The organism is Bacillus sp. BS1807G30, from assembly GCF_040047675.1.
Taxonomy (GTDB): domain Bacteria; phylum Bacillota; class Bacilli; order Bacillales; family Bacillaceae; genus Bacillus; species Bacillus altitudinis.
In genome coordinates this window covers 2,519,521-2,541,876 of record NZ_CP157353.1, presented here as the reverse complement: position 1 = coordinate 2,541,876, position 22,356 = coordinate 2,519,521, and the positions used below count along the sequence as shown (strand labels likewise).

22 protein-coding genes and 2 other annotated features (1 of these 24 only partly in view) are annotated in these 22,356 nt (G+C 42.1%); of the genes, 18 read left to right on the top strand and 4 right to left on the bottom strand.

Annotated features, from left to right (window positions below; all coding sequences use genetic code 11):
* Window positions 1–159, top strand: a binding site (T-box leader); it begins 89 nt to the left of the window's first position.
* Window positions 160–204: 45 nt separating this feature from the next.
* Window positions 205–2,145 (top strand): threonine--tRNA ligase, encoded by a 1,941-nt coding sequence (gene thrS / locus ABG082_RS13080; protein WP_007501674.1) that lies wholly within the window; start codon window positions 205–207, stop codon window positions 2,143–2,145.
* A 171-nt stretch (window positions 2,146–2,316) separates the two neighbouring features.
* On the top strand, window positions 2,317–3,237 hold the full coding sequence (locus ABG082_RS13075; RefSeq protein WP_272511772.1) for a methyl-accepting chemotaxis protein: 921 nt from the start codon (window positions 2,317–2,319) through the stop codon (window positions 3,235–3,237).
* 55 nt (window positions 3,238–3,292) lie between these two features.
* Here the strand turns inward: ABG082_RS13075 and ABG082_RS13070 are convergent, their stop codons facing one another.
* Entirely contained in the window at window positions 3,293–4,072 is a 780-nt protein-coding gene (locus tag ABG082_RS13070) for an HAD family hydrolase (protein ID WP_019743726.1), read from the bottom strand.
* A gap of 177 nt (window positions 4,073–4,249) precedes the next feature.
* Here ABG082_RS13070 and ABG082_RS13065 point away from each other — a divergent pair, with 177 nt between their 5' ends.
* The 8 genes from ABG082_RS13065 to ABG082_RS13030 all read left to right on the top strand — a co-directional run bounded on the left by ABG082_RS13065 (window position 4,250) and on the right by ABG082_RS13030 (window position 9,826).
* Window positions 4,250–6,007, top strand: a complete 1,758-nt coding sequence (locus tag ABG082_RS13065) for a sensor histidine kinase (RefSeq protein WP_138826244.1) — start codon at window positions 4,250–4,252, stop codon at window positions 6,005–6,007.
* Window positions 6,004–6,741, top strand: a complete 738-nt coding sequence (locus tag ABG082_RS13060; protein ID WP_272511770.1) for a LytTR family transcriptional regulator DNA-binding domain-containing protein — start codon at window positions 6,004–6,006, stop codon at window positions 6,739–6,741. Before ABG082_RS13065 ends, ABG082_RS13060 begins: the two co-directional genes overlap by 4 nt.
* 137 nt (window positions 6,742–6,878) lie before the next feature.
* Window positions 6,879–7,322: an antiholin-like murein hydrolase modulator LrgA gene (lrgA, locus tag ABG082_RS13055; protein WP_035391171.1), complete on the top strand. Its 444-nt coding sequence runs from the start codon at window positions 6,879–6,881 to the stop codon at window positions 7,320–7,322.
* A gap of 14 nt (window positions 7,323–7,336) precedes the next feature.
* Complete coding sequence (gene lrgB, locus ABG082_RS13050; RefSeq protein WP_172673019.1) at window positions 7,337–8,032, top strand: antiholin-like protein LrgB; 696 nt, start codon at window positions 7,337–7,339, stop codon at window positions 8,030–8,032.
* Between the two features lie 128 nt (window positions 8,033–8,160).
* Window positions 8,161–8,292 (top strand) — a sequence feature (ribosomal protein L20 leader region).
* Window positions 8,293–8,363: 71 nt separating this feature from the next.
* Window positions 8,364–8,879, top strand: coding sequence for a translation initiation factor IF-3 (gene infC / locus ABG082_RS13045; protein WP_024718649.1), 516 nt, complete (start codon window positions 8,364–8,366; stop codon window positions 8,877–8,879).
* Between the two features lie 25 nt (window positions 8,880–8,904).
* A complete protein-coding gene (gene rpmI / locus ABG082_RS13040; RefSeq protein ID WP_003216324.1) occupies window positions 8,905–9,105 on the top strand; it encodes a 50S ribosomal protein L35 in 201 nt (66 codons plus the stop codon).
* A gap of 31 nt (window positions 9,106–9,136) precedes the next feature.
* On the top strand, window positions 9,137–9,496 hold the full coding sequence (rplT, locus tag ABG082_RS13035) for a 50S ribosomal protein L20 (protein WP_007501659.1): 360 nt from the start codon (window positions 9,137–9,139) through the stop codon (window positions 9,494–9,496).
* Between the two features lie 63 nt (window positions 9,497–9,559).
* Window positions 9,560–9,826: a DUF1294 domain-containing protein gene (locus tag ABG082_RS13030; protein WP_008346019.1), complete on the top strand. Its 267-nt coding sequence runs from the start codon at window positions 9,560–9,562 to the stop codon at window positions 9,824–9,826.
* Between the two features lie 17 nt (window positions 9,827–9,843).
* Here the strand turns inward: ABG082_RS13030 and ABG082_RS13025 are convergent, their stop codons facing one another.
* The gene (locus tag ABG082_RS13025) at window positions 9,844–10,248 is read right to left on the bottom strand and encodes a hypothetical protein (RefSeq protein WP_008346017.1); all 405 of its coding nucleotides are present in this window, start codon (window positions 10,246–10,248) and stop codon (window positions 9,844–9,846) included.
* Window positions 10,249–10,426: 178 nt separating this feature from the next.
* Between ABG082_RS13025 and ABG082_RS13020 the strand changes: the two genes are divergently transcribed.
* A complete protein-coding gene (locus tag ABG082_RS13020) occupies window positions 10,427–11,515 on the top strand; it encodes a M42 family metallopeptidase (protein ID WP_282833756.1) in 1,089 nt (362 codons plus the stop codon).
* 351 nt (window positions 11,516–11,866) lie between these two features.
* Window positions 11,867–13,663 (top strand): carbon starvation protein CstA, encoded by a 1,797-nt coding sequence (cstA, locus tag ABG082_RS13015; RefSeq protein ID WP_008346013.1) that lies wholly within the window; start codon window positions 11,867–11,869, stop codon window positions 13,661–13,663.
* Between the two features lie 45 nt (window positions 13,664–13,708).
* Here cstA and sspI read toward each other — a convergent pair whose 3' ends face one another.
* Window positions 13,709–13,930, bottom strand: coding sequence for a small acid-soluble spore protein SspI (sspI, locus tag ABG082_RS13010; RefSeq protein WP_008346010.1), 222 nt, complete (start codon window positions 13,928–13,930; stop codon window positions 13,709–13,711).
* Window positions 13,931–14,043: 113 nt separating this feature from the next.
* On the opposite strand from sspI, the gene ABG082_RS13005 reads away from it, so the two are divergent.
* The 3 genes from ABG082_RS13005 to pheT all read left to right on the top strand — a co-directional run bounded on the left by ABG082_RS13005 (window position 14,044) and on the right by pheT (window position 18,628).
* A complete protein-coding gene (locus tag ABG082_RS13005; RefSeq protein WP_282833757.1) occupies window positions 14,044–14,787 on the top strand; it encodes an RNA methyltransferase in 744 nt (247 codons plus the stop codon).
* Window positions 14,788–15,163: 376 nt separating this feature from the next.
* Window positions 15,164–16,198, top strand: a complete 1,035-nt coding sequence (pheS, locus tag ABG082_RS13000) for a phenylalanine--tRNA ligase subunit alpha (RefSeq protein WP_008346004.1) — start codon at window positions 15,164–15,166, stop codon at window positions 16,196–16,198.
* Between the two features lie 15 nt (window positions 16,199–16,213).
* Window positions 16,214–18,628, top strand: coding sequence for a phenylalanine--tRNA ligase subunit beta (pheT, locus tag ABG082_RS12995; protein WP_348936166.1), 2,415 nt, complete (start codon window positions 16,214–16,216; stop codon window positions 18,626–18,628).
* A gap of 41 nt (window positions 18,629–18,669) precedes the next feature.
* Here the strand turns inward: pheT and rnhC are convergent, their stop codons facing one another.
* Window positions 18,670–19,593, bottom strand: coding sequence for a ribonuclease HIII (gene rnhC / locus ABG082_RS12990; protein WP_035391180.1), 924 nt, complete (start codon window positions 19,591–19,593; stop codon window positions 18,670–18,672).
* Window positions 19,594–19,727: 134 nt separating this feature from the next.
* Here rnhC and zapA point away from each other — a divergent pair, with 134 nt between their 5' ends.
* The 3 genes from zapA to polX all read left to right on the top strand — a co-directional run bounded on the left by zapA (window position 19,728) and on the right by polX (window position 22,353).
* A complete protein-coding gene (gene zapA, locus ABG082_RS12985; protein ID WP_008345998.1) occupies window positions 19,728–19,985 on the top strand; it encodes a cell division protein ZapA in 258 nt (85 codons plus the stop codon).
* A gap of 7 nt (window positions 19,986–19,992) precedes the next feature.
* A complete protein-coding gene (locus ABG082_RS12980; RefSeq protein WP_348936165.1) occupies window positions 19,993–20,526 on the top strand; it encodes a CvpA family protein in 534 nt (177 codons plus the stop codon).
* Window positions 20,527–20,640: 114 nt separating this feature from the next.
* Window positions 20,641–22,353 (top strand): DNA polymerase/3'-5' exonuclease PolX, encoded by a 1,713-nt coding sequence (polX, locus tag ABG082_RS12975; protein WP_146270707.1) that lies wholly within the window; start codon window positions 20,641–20,643, stop codon window positions 22,351–22,353.
* Window positions 22,354–22,356 lie beyond the last annotated feature (3 nt).

Genomic DNA, 22,356 nt, shown 5'->3' with positions numbered 1-22,356 from the left:
GCTTTACCACCTTTGAACATCAGCTGTGAACTGTTTAGTAATAGCTGACGGGAATTCCCGTTATTGAACCACAAGCCGTATTTGCTTTTGACAAAGCAAGCTGCAAATACGGGAAAAAGGGTGGAACCACGATTCCGTTTATTCAACCTCGTCCCTTTCCAGGGGGCGGGGTTTTTATATTGCCAAAAAAAGGAGTGACTAGAGATGTCAGAACAAATTCAACTTACATTTCCCGATGGAGCAGTCAAGGAGTTTGACAAAACAGCTACAACAGAAGACATCGCGGCATCAATCAGCCCAGGCCTAAAGAAAAAAGCGCTTGCCGGTAAATTGAACGGCAAAGAAATAGATCTGCGTACGCCGCTGTTAGAAAGTGGAACAATCGAGATCATCACAGATAAGAGTGAAGAAGCGCTCGATATTATGCGCCACAGCACAGCGCATTTACTAGCACAGGCAATCAAACGCATTTATGGAAAAGAGCATCACGTCCAGTTTGGCGTAGGCCCTGTCATCGAAAATGGCTTTTACTATGATGTCGACATCGATGTAGCGATTACACCTGAAGATTTACCAAAGATTGAAAAAGAAATGAAAAAAATCATTAACAGCAATTTGCCGATTGAGCGCATTGAAGTTTCAAGAGAAGAAGCGAAAGCACGCTTTGAAGCAATTGGCGATGAATTGAAGCTCGAGTTGTTAGAGGCAATCCCGGAAGGCGAAGCTGTCACAATTTATGAGCAGGGTGAATTCTTCGATCTATGCCGCGGCATTCACTTGCCGTCTACAGGGAAAATCAAAGAATTCAAGCTGTTAAGCCTTGCAGGTGCTTACTGGAGAGGCGACAGTAACAACCAAATGCTTCAGCGTATTTACGGAACAGCTTTCTTCAGCAAAGAAGAATTAAACGAGCATTTACGTCTGCTTGAAGAAGCAAAAGAGCGCGATCACCGTAAACTAGGAAAAGAATTGAAACTGTTTGCGAACTCTCAAAAGGTGGGCCAAGGTCTTCCGCTCTGGCTGCCAAAAGGGGCAACAATCCGCCGCGTCATTGAGCGTTATATTGTTGATAAAGAAGTACGCCTTGGTTATGAGCATGTGTATACACCCGTTCTTGCGAGTGTGGAATTGTATAAAACATCAGGCCACTGGGCGCATTATCAAGAAGATATGTTCCCGGTCATGGAAATGGACAACGAAGATCTTGTCCTTCGTCCAATGAACTGCCCGCACCATATGATGATTTATAAAAATGAACCTCATAGCTATCGTGAACTGCCAATTCGGATTGCAGAGCTTGGAACAATGCACCGCTATGAAATGTCAGGCGCTTTATCCGGCCTTCAACGTGTTCGCGGGATGACATTAAACGATGCCCATATCTTTGTTCGTCCAGATCAAATCAAAGATGAGTTCATCCGTACAGTTCGTTTAATTGAAGAAGTGTATCAAGACTTCGGTTTAAATGATTATACGTTCCGCTTATCTTACCGTGATCCAGAGGATACAGAGAAGTATTTTGACGATGATGCGATGTGGAATAAAGCACAGTCTATGCTGAAAGATGCAATGGACGAGCTTGGACATGACTACTATGAAGCAGAAGGCGAAGCGGCATTTTATGGTCCGAAGCTTGACGTCCAAGTAAAGACAGCCCTTGGAAAAGAAGAGACTTTGTCTACTGTACAGCTAGACTTCTTACTTCCAGAGCGTTTCGATCTCACATATATCGGAGAAGATGGAAAACATCATCGTCCGGTTGTCATTCATAGAGGAGTTGTGTCCACAATGGAACGCTTCGTTGCCTTCTTAATTGAAGAATACAAAGGAGCTCTTCCAACATGGCTGGCACCTGTACAATTCCAAGTCATCCCGGTTTCACCATCTGTCCATCTAGATTACGCGAAAAAAGTGCAAGAACGTTTGCAGCTTGAAGGACTGCGTGTAGAACTAGACAGTCGTGATGAAAAAATAGGGTACAAAATTAGAGAAGCGCAAATGCAAAAGATTCCGTACATGCTGGTTGTCGGTGATCAAGAAGCAGAAAATGGCGCGGTCAATGTAAGAAAATATGGGGAACAAGATTCAGAAACAATGGACCTCGAAGCTTTTGTGAAACATGCAGTCGCAGAAGCAAAAAAATAATGAAGGCAAACGAAACAGTCAGTGATCTCATCTCTTGAGGTTGCTGGCTTTTTTCTTATGGAAAAAAATTCTCCACTGGTGATCCAAGTGCGCAAATGATACGTTTAGATAGTACTAAAGTATGGGTAAGTATGTACTATTAGATAGAGGCAAATTGGGGGAATGAAAGCGATGATTCAAACAACAAACACTTCATCAACACAAGTATTGGAGCAATCAGCTGTGCTTCGTGCGCTAGAGCACTCACTGGCGATGATTGAATTTGATGTCACAGGTAAGGTCCTATGGGTCAATGATATTTTTGCAAAAGCCATGAGATATTCAAAGGAAGAAATGATTGGTTTAAAGCATAGACAGTTTTGTCCTCCGCATATTGCAGAAGACGCAAGTTATCAAATGTTTTGGAAGCGTTTGAAGAATGGTCAAGTGTTTCAGGAAAAGGTGCAGCGGATCACGAAGTACGGTGACACCTTATGGCTTGAAGCGACGTATACACCAGTGCTCGATGAAGAGGGGAACGTAGTGGCCGTCGTGAAAGTGGCAACAGATATTACGGAGAGAGAAAACACAATGAAGCAGGTAGTAGAAGACCTAAAGGATATGTCTGCAAAATTAATGGAGCGAGCGGAAATCGGCATCCAGCATAGTCAAAGTGTAAATGCTTCTTTTGAACATATTGCGAGTGAAACGGATCAAAACATGAGTTTGCTAGAAGGGTTAACAGAGCAGGTGGAGTCGATCAGCTCAATTGCTACAACGATTAACAGTATCGCTTCCCAAACGCAGCTGCTCGCATTGAACGCGGCCATAGAAGCTGCGCATGCGGGTTCCTATGGAAATGGCTTTAGTGTCGTCGCGGCAGAAATTCGTAAGCTTGCGACAGATTCAAAGGAAGCGATCGTAAAGGTGGATCGTTATGTGAAGGCGATCCATTTAGAAGTTGAAAAGGTCAGCAACGGAACAAGCCGTGCAAAGACAAGCGTGTTTACAAACCGGGATCTTGTCAAGCAGGCAAGCGAGGAATTCATGAATGTAGGAAAAGCAGCACGCGGCTTAGATCGACAAGCACAAAGTCTAGCAGCAATTGTTTAGCCGAAAACGAAAAAACACCCAATCTCGATCAGGAGAAGGGTGTTTTTCCTATGGTTTATTTTAAAATATCAAACAATTCGTGTAAGTCTTTAATTTCATAATCTGGTGTCACATCTGTTTCATTTTTCTTGCCATGACGATTGATCCAAACGGTTTGAATGCCTACGCGAGAAGCGCCGAGAATATCTGTTTTTGGATTATCTCCTACCATGATGACGTCATCTTTTGTGAGATTTAACAGCTGAAGGCAGTGCTCAAAGATGCCAGGATCAGGCTTTCCTTTCCCATAATCTCCTGAAATCACAATTTCATTAAAGTAAGGGGCAAGTTCCGGGACACCTGCAAGTTTTTCTTTTTGCAGACTAGGATCTCCATTTGTTAAAAGGAGTAATTCATAGCTGCCCTTCAGGCGCTCTAAAACAGGATACGTTTCTTCATAGACATACGGGCGTTTTCTGCGCTCTGCTGCAAAGAAATCTGCTAAGTATTGACCAAATGCTTCATCGTCAATTCCTGCCTCTTTTAAGCCGTTTGTCCATGCGTTTTTGCGATACTCTGGTGCAAGGGCGTTCAGCTTTTGAAAGCCTTCGCTAATCGGCTCACTAAAATTAGACCACAGTCCTTCAAAAGGATTAATGCCAATCATAACAGTATAATCATATGTTTCATAAGAAGAGTACAGCTTTCTTGCTTCTTCACGCACGATCTGTTCAAACGATTCTGGATCAAGTCCATATTTCTTTTCCGCTTCCCTGCATGTTTCCTGAAAAGTGGTATGAATGCTTTTTTCATCCCAAAGCAAAGTATCATCTAAATCGAAAAATACGGCTTTCATGATCTTCTCCCTTGTTATGTATGTAGTTACCCTCAATTGCATGTGACAGGCTCATGTTCATTTTACAATAGAAGGAGAGGGCAATAAAGAAAAGATTTGAGAGATTTTTGAGCATTGACCGTGCATGATAGAATAGATAGACAGTAGATATCACATACATCAATTGGGGTGGCCGGTTTGCTTCATTTAATTATTATGATGATTGAGCGTGTAGGAATCATCGTTATTTTGGGATTTGTGCTTGCCCATGTGAAGGGCTTTCGCAATCTCTTACTACATAATCAAGGGTTTCGAAAAAAAGCAATCCTTGTCTTTATTTTTGCTTCTTTTAGTATCATCAGCAATTACACTGGAATTGAAATCCAGCAGCAGATTGTGATGAACCACGAATTTTCATATCACCTAGGCTCATCAAGTTCTATCGCCAATACGAGAATTATGGGGATCGAAATGGGCGGCTTAATAGGGGGGCCGTTTGTAGGGATTGGTGCTGGGCTTTTAGCTGGCATTCATCGCTATTCACTAGGAGGGAGCACCGCGCTTAGCTGCGCAATTTCTTCCATTTTAGCCGGTGTGATTGCAGGCTATGTCGGCAGGCGATTTAAGCGGAAGAATCGAATGGTCACACCGCGACAAGCAGCGATTTTTGGTGTAGCGATGGAATCTTTACAAATGGTCATTATCCTTCTGTTTGCGAAGCCATTTGCTGATGCTTGGGGCCTTGTGAGTATTATTGCGTTGCCGATGATCTTTGTGAATGGAATCGGGAGTTTTATCTTTTTATCCATTTTACAGTCAGTAATTCGCCAAGAAGAGCAGGCGAAAGCGATGCAGACACATCGAGTATTTTCTATTGCAGATCAAACACTTCCTTATTTCCGGCAAGGGCTAAACGAACAATCATGTAAAAGTGTGGCAGAAATCATTCATCGTTTAACAGAAACAGATGCTGTCTCCTTAACAGATACAGAAAAGATTTTAGCGCATGTTGGAGATGGAACAGATCATCATATTCCATCGAAAAGCCTGATTACAGGGTTGTCTAAGCAAGTGTTGATGAGTGGAAAGATTATGAAGGCGCATTCGAAAGATGACATCAATTGTTCAGTCGCTCACTGTCCTCTTGAAGCAGCCATTGTGCTACCACTCACGTCTAATGGTCAAACAATCGGAACATTAAAAATGTATTTCAATTCTCCAGTCGGATTAAGCAGAGTAGAAGAGGAGCTTGCAGAAGGTTTGGCGATGCTTTTTTCCACACAGCTTGAGCTTGGGGAGGCTGAGACCCAAAGTCGTCTGCTGAAAGATGCAGAGATCAAGGCGCTTCAGGCCCAGGTGAATCCGCACTTTTTATTTAACGCCATTAACACCATCTCCGTTTTGTGTAGAACGAATGTAGAGATGGCAAGGAAACTGCTACTGCAACTGAGTATTTATTTTCGATCAAATTTACAAGGCGCCCGCCAGCTGCTCATTCCAATGCATAAAGAAATTCAGCATGTGGAGGCTTATTTATCACTGGAACAAGCGAGATTTCCAAATAAATATCAAGTGACCTTTCAAATTGAAAAAGAGCTGGAACAGGTGATGATCCCTCCCTTTGTGCTTCAAGTGCTTGTTGAAAATGCAGTGAGACATGCTTTTCCTAAACATCAAACAAATTGTGAAGTCATCGTATCCGCTTTGATAAAAGATGGGCATGTCTATATGAAAGTCACAGATAATGGCCAGGGGATTGAAGACGACAAGATGGCTCAATTATTAAAATCGCCAGTTGAATCAAAAGAAGGAACAGGTACAGCACTTTATAATTTAGACCAGCGGCTAAGAGGAATTTTTGGCCGGCAAGCTGCTTTATCTATTCATAGTGACAAAGGCACTGACATCTCATTTCGCATTCCAATGGATTATGTAAAAAAGGATGATTCTCGTTGATAAAGGTATTGATTGTAGATGATGAAGTTTTAGCAAGAGACGAATTAAAATATTTGTTACAAAGAACAAAAGAGAATGTTCAAATAGAGGAAGCGGAAAATATAGAATCTGCTTTTGACCGGATGGTCGATCACAAGCCCGATTTGCTCTTTTTAGATATCGATTTATCAGGTGAGAATGGATTTGATATTGCCAAAAGGCTCAACCGAATGTCTGATCCGCCGGCGATCGTATTTGCTACAGCATTTGATCAATATGCGCTGAAGGCGTTTGAGGTGAGTGCACTAGATTACTTAACAAAGCCTTTTGATGAAGAGCGGCTTTTGCAAACGATGCAAAAGTTTAAGAAGTGGAAAGCTATTGAGACGCAGGAGTCGTCTCTTTCAGAAGACAAATTTTCTCACAACCAAAAATTAGCGATCTCTGTCGATGAGTCTATTGTGATCTTGCAGGTTGACGAGATTATGTATGTAGGGCTTAGTGAAGGAAAAAAGGTTGTGAAAACAAGAGATCATATGTATGAGGTGACAGAACCGCTTGTGGTCATTGAAAAGAAATTACCCGAGGCTTATTTTATGAGAGTTCATCGAAGCTATATCGTCAACACGTCTCATATGAAAGAAGTACAGCCTTGGTTTAATTCAACGTATAATCTTCATATGACAGACGGGTCTATCGTCCCTGTCAGCCGAACATATGCGAAAGAACTAAAGAAGTCGCTCCTATTAGAATAGGGCGGCTTTTTTCATTTGTATTTCAATCCTCATTTTTTGCATTTCAGTCAGGATATTAGGTGAGTTTTATTGTAAACGCTTCATTTGTTTGTTTCATGCCATATACTGAGGGCAGTCGAAGAAAGAGGTGAAAGGGCATGAGTGCCACAAAAGTATATGGATTTCTATCTCAAGCATTTATCTTTGCAACGGTAATGTTCGTTTCTAATCTCATTTCAATGTATTTACCGATTCCGATGCCTGCATCTGTTATTGGTTTGGTTCTTTTATTTATTTTATTAACAACAAAGATTGTGAAACTAGAGCAAGTAGAGCAATTAGGCAGTTCATTGACAGGTCTTATTAGTTTTCTATTTGTTCCTTCTGGTATCTCAGTCATTCAATCATTAGGTGTCATGCAAGAAGTAGGGGTACAGGTAGTGGGTGTGATTATCATTGCAACCATTATGTTACTTGCCGCCACTGGGCTGTTCTCTCAGCTTCTGATGCAGTTATCAGAAAGACCACAGCAGCGTCAAAAGACAAAGGAGAGCAAATCCACTCCTTCTCATTCAAATAAACCAGCTTCAACTACGCATTAAAGGAGAGGTGTAAGATGGGTACAAGTACTATGAGTCCTTATTTTGGCATTGTCGTCTCATTAGTGGCCTTTGGGATTGGCACATTTTTATTTAAAAAGTCTAAAGGTTTCTTCTTATTCACCCCGCTATTTGTTGCCATGGTGTTAGGCATTTTGTTTTTGAAAATTGGCGGTTTTTCCTATGCAGATTATAATGAAGGCGGTAAGATTATCAAGTTTTTCTTAGAGCCTGCGACCATCGCGTTTGCGATTCCTCTTTATAAACAGCGAGCTTTGCTGAAAAAATATTGGTGGCAAATTTTATCCGCTATTTTTGTCGGCTCACTTTGTTCTATTACGATTGTTTATGTAGTAGCAAAAGGGATTCATCTTGATGCTGCTGTTATGAAAAGCATGCTCCCACAAGCGGCGACGACAGCAATTGCTTTGCCAATTGCAAAGGATATTGGCGGAATTGCAGATATTACAGCCTTTGCGGTTATTTTTAATGCGGTGATTGTCTATGCGCTAGGTGCCTTCTTCTTAAAACTGTTTCGGATTAAAAACCCAGTGGCCAAAGGCCTTGCACTTGGTACTTCAGGACATGCACTTGGCGTTTCTGTTGGGATTGAGATGGGCGAAGTGGAAGCGGCAATGGCAAGTATCGCTGTTGTGGTAGTAGGGGTTGTCACCGTGATTGTCATCCCAATCTTCTTGCAATTGATTCTTTAATATCAGCATTGTTTGAAAAAGGCTTGCCCAAATCATTTCGTCATGCTAAAATGAAAAAGTTGTTTCAAGAGTTCGGTTACTTGACGGACAAATGAAAATTGTGTAGAATAGTTAACGAATTGAATAGATATCACAAGCAGAAGCACCCGCTTCTCACCTGATTGACACATGTTTGTAGTTGACAGGTTGACCGTACATTTATTTTTTCATGCAAATGTTCGCAGTGTGGGTGTTTTATATGCCCACACTTTTTGTTTGCCTGTAAAACATACAACGAAATGGTCAAAATGAATTGTGAACTCAATTCAAAATCTCATGGAGGTGGCTCACTATTAGCAAAGATCAATTAGTTAATGAAGGTATTCGTGCGCGTGAAGTTCGTTTGATCGGACAAAATGGCGATCAGCTTGGGATTAAAACCCGCCAGGAAGCTCTGGAAATTGCTACGAAAGCCAATCTTGACCTTGTGTTAGTTGCTGCAAATGCAAAACCACCTGTTTGCCGAATCATGGACTATGGTAAGTTCCGATTCGAACAACAGAAGAAGGAAAAAGAGGCACGTAAGAATCAAAAAATCATTAGCTTAAAAGAAGTTCGGTTGAGCCCGACAATCGATGAACATGATTTTAACACGAAGCTCCGTAATGCAATCAAATTCCTTGAAAAGGGAGATAAAGTGAAAGCTTCTATCCGCTTTAAAGGCCGTGCGATTACGCATAAAGAAATCGGACAGCGCGTGTTAGACCGTTTCTCTGAAGCTTGCGCTGAAGTAGCAACAGTAGAAACAAAACCTAAGATGGACGGACGCAGCATGTTCCTCATGCTTGCACCAAAAGTCGAAAAGTAAAAGTAACAGAGGGAGGAAACATCCAATGCCAAAAATGAAAACTCACCGCGGATCTGCTAAACGTTTCAAAAAAACAGGTTCTGGTAAACTTAAACGTTCTCATGCGTACACAAGTCACTTGTTCGCTAACAAATCTACAAAGCAAAAACGTAAATTGCGTAAGAGCGCAATCGTAAGTGCTGGAGATTTCAAACGTATCAAACAACAACTTGCAAACATCAAGTAATCTGGAATAGGAAACATAGGAGGGAATTACAATGCCAAGAGTAAAAGGCGGAACTGTGTCGCGTCAGCGTCGTAAAAAGGTTCTTAAATTAGCAAAAGGTTATTTCGGTTCAAAACATAGATTATATAAAGTAGCAAACCAACAGGTGATGAAATCTGGAAACTACGCTTTCCGTGACCGTCGTCAGAAAAAACGTGACTTCCGTAAACTATGGATCACTCGTATCAATGCTGCAGCTCGTATGAACGGTCTTTCTTACAGCCGTTTAATGCATGGCTTAAAGCTTTCTGGTATCGAAGTAAACCGCAAAATGCTTGCTGATCTTGCTGTGAATGACCTAAACGCATTCAACCAGCTTGCTGATGCTGCAAAAGCACAACTAGACAAGTAAGTCATATAAAAGATCATTCCGCCAAGGAGTGATCTTTTTTTCTCATCATGTGAGGTGAAATCAATGAATATCGCTCTGATCGTGCTGCTCATCTTGGTCAATGTCTATGGGTTTTGTCTCATGGGAGAGGATAAACGCCGGGCGAAAGCACACAAATGGAGAATATCAGAAGCGCACTTATGGAGTGCCGCAGTACTTTTTGGTGCTGCTGGGTCATTTCTTGGCATGCAGTATTTCCGTCATAAAACGAAGCACCCTGCCTTTCAAATGGGTATGCCTGCTTTAATTGTTGTCCAATTGGTGATATTGGTCTATCTCAATCTCATCTGAAAAGGGAGCAGACGCCGTTAAGTCGGCGTGTCAGCTCCCTTTTTTTGTTTGATTTTTTTGATGGGCTGATCCCAATCAATTTTTGTTTGAGGATACCGTTCAATGATGTTTTCCTCAAGTTTTTCAAAGTCTTCTAATGTGAATTCATTTAGCTTCTCAGGTGACTCGGTCCAAACGTAAATGGAGTGGACAAACAGAGGATGATCCTTAGAAGGAACATGTTTCTCCCCTTCAAACAAGACACCTTTATAGACGAAATTGAAATTTTTGCGAGCATTTTGCTGTTCGTCCATAAAATAAAAGCCTTCTTTTAATTGTGCTTGTTTCAGCTTTCTTCTCGGATTTGAGAAGAATTTTACCGCCATGTAGAAAATATAGACAAGCAGTGCAACAAGAGCAAGTCTAATGAGGATGACAAACATGACAGGATGCACCTCCAATACCGTTATCTGATGTACTACGAATGAGAAAGTCAAAAGGTTTCAACTTTTTTTAAAAAATATTTCGATAAACGAAAAAATATTCATAAAAAGATCGTATTGAACGAAAGAGGTTTTGTATAATAAGAATGCACCATGAAGAAAAAGGAGGATAAACAGGATGACAAAACTAGATCAAACATTAACTATGCTGAAAGACCTAACGGATGCAAAAGGGATTCCAGGAAATGAACGTGATGTAAAAAAAGTCATGCAGTCATACATAGAAACATATGCAGATGAAGTCTCTACAGACCGCCTTGGCAGCTTAATTGCTAAGAAGGAAGGAAATGCAAACGGGCCTAAAGTGATGCTTGCTGGTCACTTAGATGAAGTAGGATTCATGGTGACAAAAATTGATGACAAAGGTTATATTCGTTTTCAAACGGTCGGTGGCTGGTGGTCACAGGTTATGCTGGCCCAGCGCGTCACCATTGTGACGAAAAAAGGGGACATTACAGGTGTGATTGGTTCTAAACCGCCACATGTCTTATCACCAGAAGCACGAAAGAAATCAATCGAAATCACAGATATGTTCATTGATATTGGGGCTTCGAGCAAAGAACAGGCAATGGAATGGGGTGTCCTCCCTGGAGATCAAATCGTACCTTACTTTGAGTTTACGGTAATGAATGACGAAAAAATGCTTCTTGCAAAAGCCTGGGACAACCGTATCGGCTGTGCAGTAGCGATTGATGTCATGAAGAATTTAAAGGATACTCAACATGAAAATATTGCATACAGTGTAGCAACTGTCCAAGAGGAAGTTGGCTTGCGCGGAGCTAAAACAGCGGCAGCTACCATCCAGCCTGATATTGGATTTGCTATTGATGTTGGAGTAGCAGGTGATACACCAGGTATTACTGAAAAAGAAGCAACAAGCAAACTTGGCAAAGGACCAACGGTTGTCGTATTCGACGCTTCCATGGTTTCTCATAAAGGGCTTCGCGATTTTGTTGTCCAAACTGCAGATGAATTAAACATTCCTTATCAATACGATTCCATGCCAGGTGGAGGAACAGATGCTGGAGGTATTCACTTAACAGGTCATGGTGTTCCATCACTATCCATCGGGATTCCAAGCAGATATATTCATACCCATGCAGCCATGATTCATCGAGATGATTATGAAAATGCGGTGAAGCTTTTAACAGAAGTCATTAAAAGACTTGACCAAAAAGCGGTAAACCAAATTACGTACGGTTCTTAAGACGAAGCCTTTCTCCAATATGGGGAAAGGTTTTTTAATTGCGTTGAATTTCCCAGGAAATGAACGTTGGAATGTAAGTTGTGTCAAAAGAACTGTTTTCAAGTAAATGAAGTGATATTTTTCTAGTGAGGAAGGCACATGTGATCCATCTTGTATTTATGTAAGATGAAATCAATAAAAAAGGACAGAGCCTCAAACTTGCTCTGTCAAAAGAGAGTTTATGGAAGTAGGTGAAGCTTATTTCAGATTAAATCAATTATTCCTATTTGTCAACTTGGTTTTAAAAGAAAGAAAAATCAATCAATTTATGTTATATTTGTAACAAATTGTTTATACAAAGGGGATGGTTAAATGAATGCGGTTTCAATTGTGATAGGATCGATGTGTATTTTAGCGATTGCCTATCGCCTCTATGGTACGTTTATGATGGTGAAGGTATTAAAGGTCACAGATGATCATCCTACGCCGGCCCATGCACTCGAGGACGGGAAAGATTATGTGCCAACAAACAAATGGGTCACATTTGGGCATCACTTTGCTGCAATTGCTGCTGCCGGTCCATTAGTTGGTCCGATTTTAGCCGCACAATTTGGGTATTTACCTGGTCTCCTTTGGCTCTTAATTGGAGCGGTGATTGGCGGAGCTGTTCATGATCTCGTGGTCTTGTTTGCTTCGATGCGAAAAAAGGGGAAATCACTATCAGAGGTAGCGAAAGAGGAGCTTGGTCCTGTGGCAGGATTTTGCACAGGACTCGCCATGTTATTTATTATTACAATTACAATGGCAGGACTGTCCATGGTTGTGCTTCATGCTTTAGAACGAAATCCTTGGGGAACCTTTGCGGTTGGTATTACCATTCCAATAGCGATGGGAGTCGGCCTTTATTATAAAAAGACTGGCAATTTAAAGCTGGCGACATCTGCGGGATTCATATTACTGATGTTGGGGGTATTCCTTGGACCGAATATTCAAGGAACAGCACTTGGAGATTTGTTAACACTTGATACAAAAACGCTTGCCCTTGCCCTGCCAATCTATGCGTTCTTTGCCGCGGCCCTGCCGGTTTGGCTGCTTTTGGCACCCAGAGACTATTTAAGCAGTTTTATGAAAATTGGTGTATTCATCGCGCTGATTGCGGGAATCTTTGTGGTTAATCCAACCATCCAATTTCCGGCGTTTACAGAGTTTGTGAGTGGCGGAGGACCTGTCTTAGCTGGACCTGTCTGGCCTTTTATTTCGATTACCATTGCTTGTGGCGCGATTTCGGGTTTTCATGCATTTGTTGGCTCAGGCACAACGCCAAAAATGCTAGATCGTTGGAGTGATATGAAGCCGGTTGCGTTTGGCGCGATGCTCGTAGAATGTTTAGTGGGAATCATGGCGTTAATTGCCGCTACTGCGCTTCATCCGGGAGATTATTTTGCAATTAATAGTACACCTGAAGTGTTCCGAACGCTTGGTATGAGTGTCGAGAATCTTCCGCAGCTAAGTAAAGAAATCGGTCTTGATTTAGAAGGAAGAACAGGTGGAGCTGTTACATTAGCTGTAGGGATGGCGTACATCTTTACGGGAATTCCGTTCTTTAGTCATTTGGCCTCTTATTTCTTCCAATTCGTGATTATGTTTGAAGCCGTCTTTATTTTAACGGCGATTGACGCAGGAACCCGTGTCGCGCGATATTTGATCCAAGACTTCTTTGGAGAAGCATATAAACCGCTGAAACGAAATGACTGGGTACCAGGGTCAGTCTTTGCAAGTGCACTTGCTTGTTTTATGTGGGGATACTTGCTTTACTCTGGAGACATTGGGTCCATTTGGGCACTTTTTGGCGTGTCAAACCAACTAATGGCCTCGGTCGGATTAATCATTGGGGCGACGGTTGTGTTAAAAATTGCGGATAAAAGGCGGTATATGTTGACTTGTTTAATTCCACTTGCTTACTTATATGTGACGGTGAATTATGCGGGTTATTGGATGGTTGCGAATGTCTATCTCAATCCTGAAGCATCTGGCTACAGTGTACTGAACGCCGTGCTTTCGATGATTATGCTGATTTTAGGTTTTGTCATTATCGTGTTCGCTATTAAAAAATGGATCGAGATTTGGCGCGATCCAGCTCTTCGAATGGAGACGCCAATCACTGGCTAAATGAACAAAGCCGGCTTGCTCATAGATAAGCAAACCGGCTTCTTGTTATTGCTGATGTTCAGGCTTTAAGCCCTGCTCTAATGTTTCAAGAATTTCATTTTTTTCATCTTCTGATGCCTCTTGCCATAACACCTCAAACAAAACGCCAAGACCTGGCAGCATTTTTTCCTCGCCGCTTTGAATCGCATCTAAAATCGTATGCTCAAGCTGCTCTTGATTATGGCCAGTAATGTTTTGAATCACTGCGCCTCTTAAATTAAAATCCATTGCCCACACTCCTTTTTTGATGGTGATAGCTCTATTCTGTGTCAAAGACAGGTTTATTATGTAGTGTGCTTGAGATATAATAAATTCATGAAATTTAAAGGAGTTAAAGTCGCTTGAAATATATAGAATCAGCTAAAAACGCACACATTAAACAATGGAAAAAGCTCCATACAAAAAAAGAACGAACGAAAACAGGGCTGTTCCTTGTTGAAGGAAAACACTTAGTAGAAGAAGCATTAAAAAGCGGGGTTGTGAAAGAGTTAATGGTCGCAACGCCTGATATGCTCCCTGCTGACATCGAGCCTGACATTGAGTTGTATGAATTAAGTCAAGAGGCTTTTACTGCGATGACGGAAACGGAAACACCTCAGCAAATCGCAGCGGTTTGTACAATTCCTGTATTTGAGGAGAAAAAGTATGAACGAATGCTTCTGTTAGATGCAGTGCAGGATCCAGGGAATTTAGGCACACTCATTCGGACAGCAGATGCAGCGGGTCTTGATGCTGTGGTTCTAGGCGATGGAACCGTTGATGCGTTTAACGGAAAAACGCTCCGTTCAGCACAAGGGTCTCATTTTCACCTGCCTATCTTAAAACAAACACTACAACAGACAATTCCAGCATTAAAGGCGCAAGGCATACCTGTATATGGCAGTGCTTTGAAAGATGCGAAAGAGTATAGACACATAGCATCAGAAGGTCCATTTGCGTTAATTGTGGGCAACGAGGGAGCAGGTATTGATCCAGAGATCCTTCAAATGACAGATCAGAATTTATACGTTCCAATGTACGGACAAGCGGAATCATTAAATGTGGCTGTGGCAGCAGCAGTTCTTGTCTATCATTTGCGCGGATAGTGTTGCATCACGTCCTATTTTTCACTATAATGAAACTAATATTTTAAAAACCATGATAGAGGAAGAGTGTTTCACGGAGCGTCCTAATAGGGAGAATGCATCGTAGACTGAAAGTGCATTTAAGGAATGCTGAAACAGGAATTCACCTCTGGAGTTGTCACCGGGACCGCAGGTTTTGCGTAAAGGTGGACCGGATTCGTTTGATTCCGTTATGTCAATGAAGCTTATTCGCACATATATTTGTGCTTAACAAGGGTGGTACCGCGACCACAACTCGTCCCTTCTTTTTTGGAGGGGCGGGTTTTTTTATTGTCTTCAAACAATCAAACACCCGTTGATTCAGACGGTTTTGTATATTAAAAGGAGGATGACACTCATGCAAGAAACGTTAAAACAGCTTGAAACAGAAGCGATAGCGAAGGTAGAAGCAGCCAGCTCGCTCAAAGAAGTCAATGACATTCGTGTTCAATATTTAGGGAAAAAAGGTCCGATTACAGAAGTGCTGCGCGGAATGGGCAAGCTTTCCGCTGAAGAAAGACCAAAAATGGGCGCACTTGCAAACGAAGTAAGAGAGCAGATTGCTGGTGCCATTGCTGAAAAAAATGAGCAGCTAGAAGCAGAAGAAGTGAAAAAGAAACTGGCTTCTCAAACCATTGATGTCACATTGCCAGCAAGTCCGATCAAAATCGGGGCAAGACATCCATTAACGATTGTCGTAGAAGATATTGAAGATTTATTTATCGGCATGGGCTATACCGTTGAAGAGGGCCCAGAGGTGGAAACAGATTACTATAACTTTGAAGCGCTCAATCTTCCAAAAGAACATCCGGCGCGTGATATGCAGGACAGCTTCTATATTACTGAAGACACACTCATGAGAACACAAACATCACCCGTTCAAGCACGTACACTTGAGAAATATAAAGGCCAAGGTCCTGTGAAGATCATCTGTCCTGGTAAGGTATATAGACGTGACAGCGATGATGCCACTCACTCGCATCAATTCATGCAGATTGAAGGACTTGTGGTCGATCACAATATTAGCATGAGTGACCTCAAAGGAACGCTTGAGACAGTCGCAAGAAAAATGTTTGGGGAAGATCGTGAAATTAGACTGCGCCCAAGCTTTTTCCCATTCACAGAACCTTCCGTTGAAGTTGATGTGTCATGCTTTAAATGCGGCGGGAAAGGCTGTTCCGTATGTAAAGGAACAGGCTGGATTGAAATTTTAGGTGCAGGAATGGTTCACCCGAATGTATTAAAAATGAGCGGATTTGATCCAGATACTTACCAAGGCTTTGCTTTTGGAATGGGTGTTGAACGTATTGCGATGCTGAAATACGGCATAGATGACATTCGTCATTTCTACACAAATGATATTAGATTCACGAAGCAATTTAAGCAGGACTAAGAGGAGGAAATCAACATGTTTGTTTCATATAAATGGTTAGAGGACTATGTCGATTTAGAAGGCATTCAGCCGGATGAATTAGCAGAGAAAATCACAAGAAGCGGAATTGAAGTGGAAGCCGTTGAGTATAAAGGCGAAGGCATCAAAGGCGTTGTCGTTGGACACGTCATTGAACGTGAACAGCATCCGAATGCGGATAAATTAAACAAATGTCTTGTTGATATCGGCGAAGACGCACCGGTGCAAATTATATGCGGGGCTCCAAATGTGGATAAAGGACAGCATGTGGCTGTCGCAACGGTTGGTGCAGTCCTTCCTGGAAACTTTAAAATTAAAAAAGCAAAGCTGCGCGGTGAAGAGTCTCATGGCATGATTTGTTCTCTGCAAGAATTAGGCGTAGAGAGCAAGCTCGTACCAAAAGAATATGCAGAAGGCATCTTTGTTTTCCCGAATGACGTGAAACCAGGGGATGATGCCCTTCAAGCACTTCAATTAGATGACGCGGTACTTGAACTTGGCTTAACACCAAACCGTGCCGATGCCCTTAATATGCTAGGAGTGGCTTATGAGGTTGCCGCCATTTTAGGGAGAGACATCAAGCTTCCTGATACAGTGCATGACACTTCTTCTGAAAAAGCAGCAGACTATATTTCTGTTAAAATTGAGGATCAAGAAGCGAATCCACTTTATGCAGCGAAGATCATTAAAAATGTAAAGATTGGACCAGCACCGCTTTGGATGCAAACAAGATTGATGAATGCAGGTATCCGCCCAATTAACAACGTCGTGGATATTACGAATTTTGTCTTACTTGAATACGGCCAACCTCTACATGCCTTTGATTATGACCGCTTTGGTTCAAAGCAGGTGGTCGTACGTAAAGCGGCTGAAAATGAAATGATTCAAACTCTGGATGAACAAGAACGTACATTGTCTTCGAAGCATCTTGTCATTACAAATGGCACAAAAGCGCAAGCTGTTGCAGGCGTCATGGGCGGTTTTGAATCAGAGGTGCGTGATGAGACGACAACGATTCTTTTAGAAGCGGCATATTTCAACGGTCAAACCGTCCGTCAAGCATCTAGAGACTTAGGGCTTCGCAGTGAATCAAGCACAAGATTTGAAAAAGGGCTCGATCCGCAGCGGACGAAATCAGCAGCCGAAAGAGCAGCACAATTGATCAGCATCTATGCAGGTGGTGAAGTGTTAAGCGGGACTGTGGAGGAAAACCACCTTGAAACAAGTATGAATGTCATCCACGTATCAACTGAGCGTGTGAACAAGGTGCTTGGTATGAGCATTTCAAAAGAAGATATGATTCAGATTTTCAACAAACTAGGCTTTACAGTGGGCGAATCAAATGATGTGCTTGTCGTAACGGTTCCTTCCCGCAGAATGGATATTACGATTGAAGAAGACCTCATTGAAGAAGTCGCGAGGTTATACGGCTACGACAATATTCCATCTACACTCCCTGCGACAGCTGGTACCGTTGGCGGTCTCACGCCATACCAAGTGAAGCGCAGAAAGGTGAGACGTTTCTTAGAGGGCGCAGGGCTTTCTCAAGCGATTACGTATTCATTAACGAATCAGCATAAGTCCACAGCCTTTGCTTTAAATCCAGCTTATCAAACAAGACTTTCCTTGCCGATGAGTGAGGAACGAAGTGTGCTGAGACAAAGCCTTCTGCCAAACTTACTTGATTCTGTTGCATATAACTTAGCAAGACAAGCTGATTCTTTTGCCTTTTATGAAACGGGTTCTGTGTTCTTAGCAGAAGCTGAAGGGGCAAAACCGGTGGAGAAAGAACATGTCGCTGGTGCGCTGACAGGCTTATGGCATAAAAATCTTTGGCAGGGCGAGAAAAAAGCTGTCGATTTTTATGTAGCGAAGGGTATTGCAGAAGGGCTGTTTGAAAAGCTTGGTGTATCAGGAGAGATCACGTATGTTCAAGCAGAGCGTGAGGGCCTTCACCCAGGACGTACAGCCGATGTTCATTTAAATGGAAAAGTGATTGGCTTTGTAGCTGCACTTCATCCAGTAGTGGAAAAGGAATTAGATTTAAAAGAAACGTATGTATTTGAATTTGATTTAACAGATGTAATGACGTCTGAAACAGAGGATATGAAATATACGGCTATTCCGAGATTCCCAGCAGTGACTAGAGACATCGCACTTGTCGTCGATCAGCATATTTCAAGCGGACAGCTGGAGCAAGTCATTTATGAAGCTGGCGGACAATTGCTCACAGACCTTTCCGTCTTTGATGTGTATGAGGGTGAGCATATGGAAGAAGGTAAAAAGTCTGTTGCATTCTCTCTGCAATATTTAAACCCAGAACAAACGTTGACTGAGGAAGAAGTCACGGCTGTTCATACAAACGTATTGAAAGCATTAGAAGATACGTATCAAGCCGTCTTGCGCGGATAATAAAAAGAGCTATCGCCTTATGGGCGATAGCTCTTTTTTGATTATAACCATTTTTTCGCTTTTTGGGTGTTGGCAAAATGAAGTTTTGTAAATTGGCGTAAAGCCTCTTCGCCGTGCTGTTTCATCAGCTTTGCTGCCGCTTTGTCAACATGCGGACCGGCCCCTTTTGGAATGTCAAAGCCCGCTGCTTTTGATAATTTATCCATTTCAATTAAAAAAGCATATCTTGCAATAATAGAAGCTGCAGCAACCGATAAGTGGATGCCTTCTGCTTTCGTACTAAAGTATGTACGCTCCCGAATGATCTTTTTCCCCGCAAGGTGCCTGAAATAAATGCCTGGTTCGGCAAATTGGTCAATGAGAATGGCTTCTGGTTTCTTGCCATCTAGTTTTTCTAGCACGGAGGTGATGACTTGGTTATGAAGCAGAGCCTTCATTTTCCCTTGGCTCATGCCCTTTTCCTGCATCGCATTGTATTTTTCATTCCGAAGCACGAGAAGGCTGAACGGGATGGTTTTGATCAAGTCTTTGGCAATGTTGATAATCTGCGGATCTTTTAGTCCTTTAGAGTCTTTCACCCCGAGCTCTTTCATGAGAGCAAGCTGACTGGAATCAACATAAGCCGCACAGACTGTAATGGGTCCAAAATAATCGCCAGTACCGACCTCATCTGAGCCAATAACCGACATGGAAGCAATGCCAGGTGGTGGGCTGTACTGTGTGATGGATGGTGTTTTTTTGCTTTTTGTTTCAGCTGCTTGTAAATGGTTGAACTGACTTGCTTCAGCTTCTGCCTTTTGTCCTTGGAACAGCACTTTTCCAGATTTGTAGGCTGTAATCGTACAGCCGGGAACCTTTGCTTGAAAAAGAGCGCCTGGCGGCAAAGTGTCAGTTAAATGCTGAGCGTACACGCTCTTCATTTTTTTCATGTCTTCTGATGTTGCTTTTAAGACGGATTGGGGCACAGTGGATAACTCCTTTTTACGTTGATATCATTGATTTCTAAAGTGTACCATAACAGGGAAGGGCTCGTCTTTCCATTCAATGTCTAAACATGTTATGATAGAGACTAGGATTCTCGTGGAATGGAGGAGAAACGTTGTCTGACGGCGGTAAAACGAAAACAACAGTTGAGATTTACGGACAGTCCTATACGATCATCGGTCAAGAAACGAAGATGCATATGCGACATGTTGCTTCAATTGTTGATGATAAAATGAGAGAAATCAATGAAAAAAATCCATACCTTGATATAAACAAATTAGCTGTACTGACAGCAGTCAATGTCGTCCACGACTACTTGAAATTAAAAGAGCAATACGAAAAACTAGAGCTTCATCTTAAAGAAAAGGAATGAAATTACCGTGATCGATATCATCATTTTGTTTTTGCTTCTTATGGGAACGCTTGTCGGTCTAAAACGCGGGTTTATTCTTCAATTTATTAAATTGATTAGCTTTGTTGTTTCTATTTTAGTGGCTTCTATGTTTTATCAGTCACTTGCACCACAGCTTACGTGGATTCCAGCACCTAATTTTAGCGGCGGTCAAGCGCAGCTCGCTTTCTTTAGTGGGAATCTAGAAACAGCTTATTATAATACCATTGCGTTTATCATTCTGTTTATCTTGACCAAAATCCTGCTCGCTATCATCGGCGGATTGCTCACAACCATTGCAAGTATCCCTGTGATTAAACAGGTCAACAAACTGCTTGGCGCTGTTTTAGGATTTCTTGAAACCTATCTATTTGTGTTTATTCTATTGTTTGTGGCCGCATTACTTCCAGTCGAAGCGCTTCAAACGATGATGAGCAAATCAATGTTAGCAGATGTGATCGTAAATAGCACCCCTTACCTGTCCGGTCTTGTCAAAGACCTCTGGTCGACGTATGGAGTTTAAGAACTTCTCCTTTCTTGGAGAAGTTTTTTCTCATTCCATGACAGAAAGTTGTCGGATGAAGGGAAAGTTTGTATATTTATATAGGAAGATGCCAAAGCGGCTGGAGGATGAGAGATGAATAAAAAAGATATTATCAAACTTCTTGAAACAATTGCAGTTTATATGGAGCTAAAAGGAGATAATCCTTTTAAAATTTCTGCCTTTCGTAAAGCAGCTGCGGCACTGGAACAAGATGACCGCAGTCTTTCTCAAATAGATGACCTATTAGCATTACCCGGCATTGGAAAAGGAACCTTTGCTGTGATCACAGAGTATATCGAAAAAGGACAGTCTGAAACACTCGAACAATTAAAAAAAGAAGTGCCTGAAGGACTTGTCCCGCTCTTAAAATTGCAAGGACTCGGCGGGAAGAAGATTGCTAAGCTCTACCAAGAGCTTGGTGTTCACGATGCACAGTCTTTAAAAGAAGCATGTGAAGCGGAAAAAGTACAAACGCTTGCTGGGTTTGGCAAAAAAACAGAAGAAAAGATTCTTGCCGCTCTTGAGGAGGCGGGAAAGCAGCCAGAACGACTGCCAATTGGTTTTGCATTAGATGTGGCAGAACGAATTGATGATGCGCTGGAACAGATGGAGGGAATCATCCGTTTTTCAAGAGCGGGCAGTTTAAGACGTGCGCGTGAAACGGTTAAAGATTTAGATTACATCATTGCGACTGATAACCCTGAACAAGTGAGAAAGCAGCTTGTTGCTCTTGATGATGTCAAAGATGTCATTGCGAGCGGTGATACGAAGGTATCGGTCATGCTTGCACTTGATTTTGAAATCAGTGTAGATTTCCGGCTTGTGACAACAGACCAATTTGCAACAACGCTGCACCATTTCACTGGCTCAAAAGATCATAACATTCGTATGCGACAGCTTGCGAAGGAGCGCGGTGAGCGTATTAGTGAATATGGGGTTGAAACGATCGAAACTGGGGATGTGAAAACATTTGAAGACGAAAGCGCTTTTTATGCACATTTCCAACTTCCGCTCATTCCGCCAGAAATTCGTGAAACCGGAGCAGAGATTGATTCGTATAAAGAAAGTATGCAATTTGTAGAACGAAAAGATATCAAAGGCGATCTTCATATGCACTCGACATGGAGTGATGGCGCTTTTTCTATTCGCGAAATGGCAGAGGCATGTATCGCAAAAGGCTATGAATACATGGCGATCACAGACCACTCACAATATTTAAAAGTAGCAAACGGTTTAACAAAAGAACGTTTGCGTTTGCAAGCAAAAGAAATTGACAAGCTGAATCAAGAATTCGAACATTTTCACATTTTCAAAGGGGTCGAAATGGATATTCTGCCGGATGGATCGTTAGATTATGATGATGACTTTCTAGCAGACATGGATTTTGTCATTGCGTCTATTCATTCTAGCTTCTCTCAGCCGGAGGAAGTCATTATGGAGCGCCTAGAAAATGCCTTGAATAATCAGCATGTGGATTTAATTGCCCATCCAACTGGCCGTTTGATCGGTAGACGAGACGGCTATGCCTTAAATATTGATCAGCTCATAGAGCTTGCGAAAAAAACGGGCACTGCACTGGAACTCAACAGCAACCCGTCAAGACTTGATTTAAAAACAGAGCATTTAATGAAAGCAAACGAAGCGGGTGTGAACATCATGATCAACACAGATGCACACAACATCGCCATGCTCGATCATATGGACGTCGGTGTCACAGCTGCAAGAAAGGGCTGGACACCAAAAGCAAATGTCGTGAATACATTTTCACTCAATGAGATGAAAAAGTTTTTAACGCGTGACAGGTAGTCG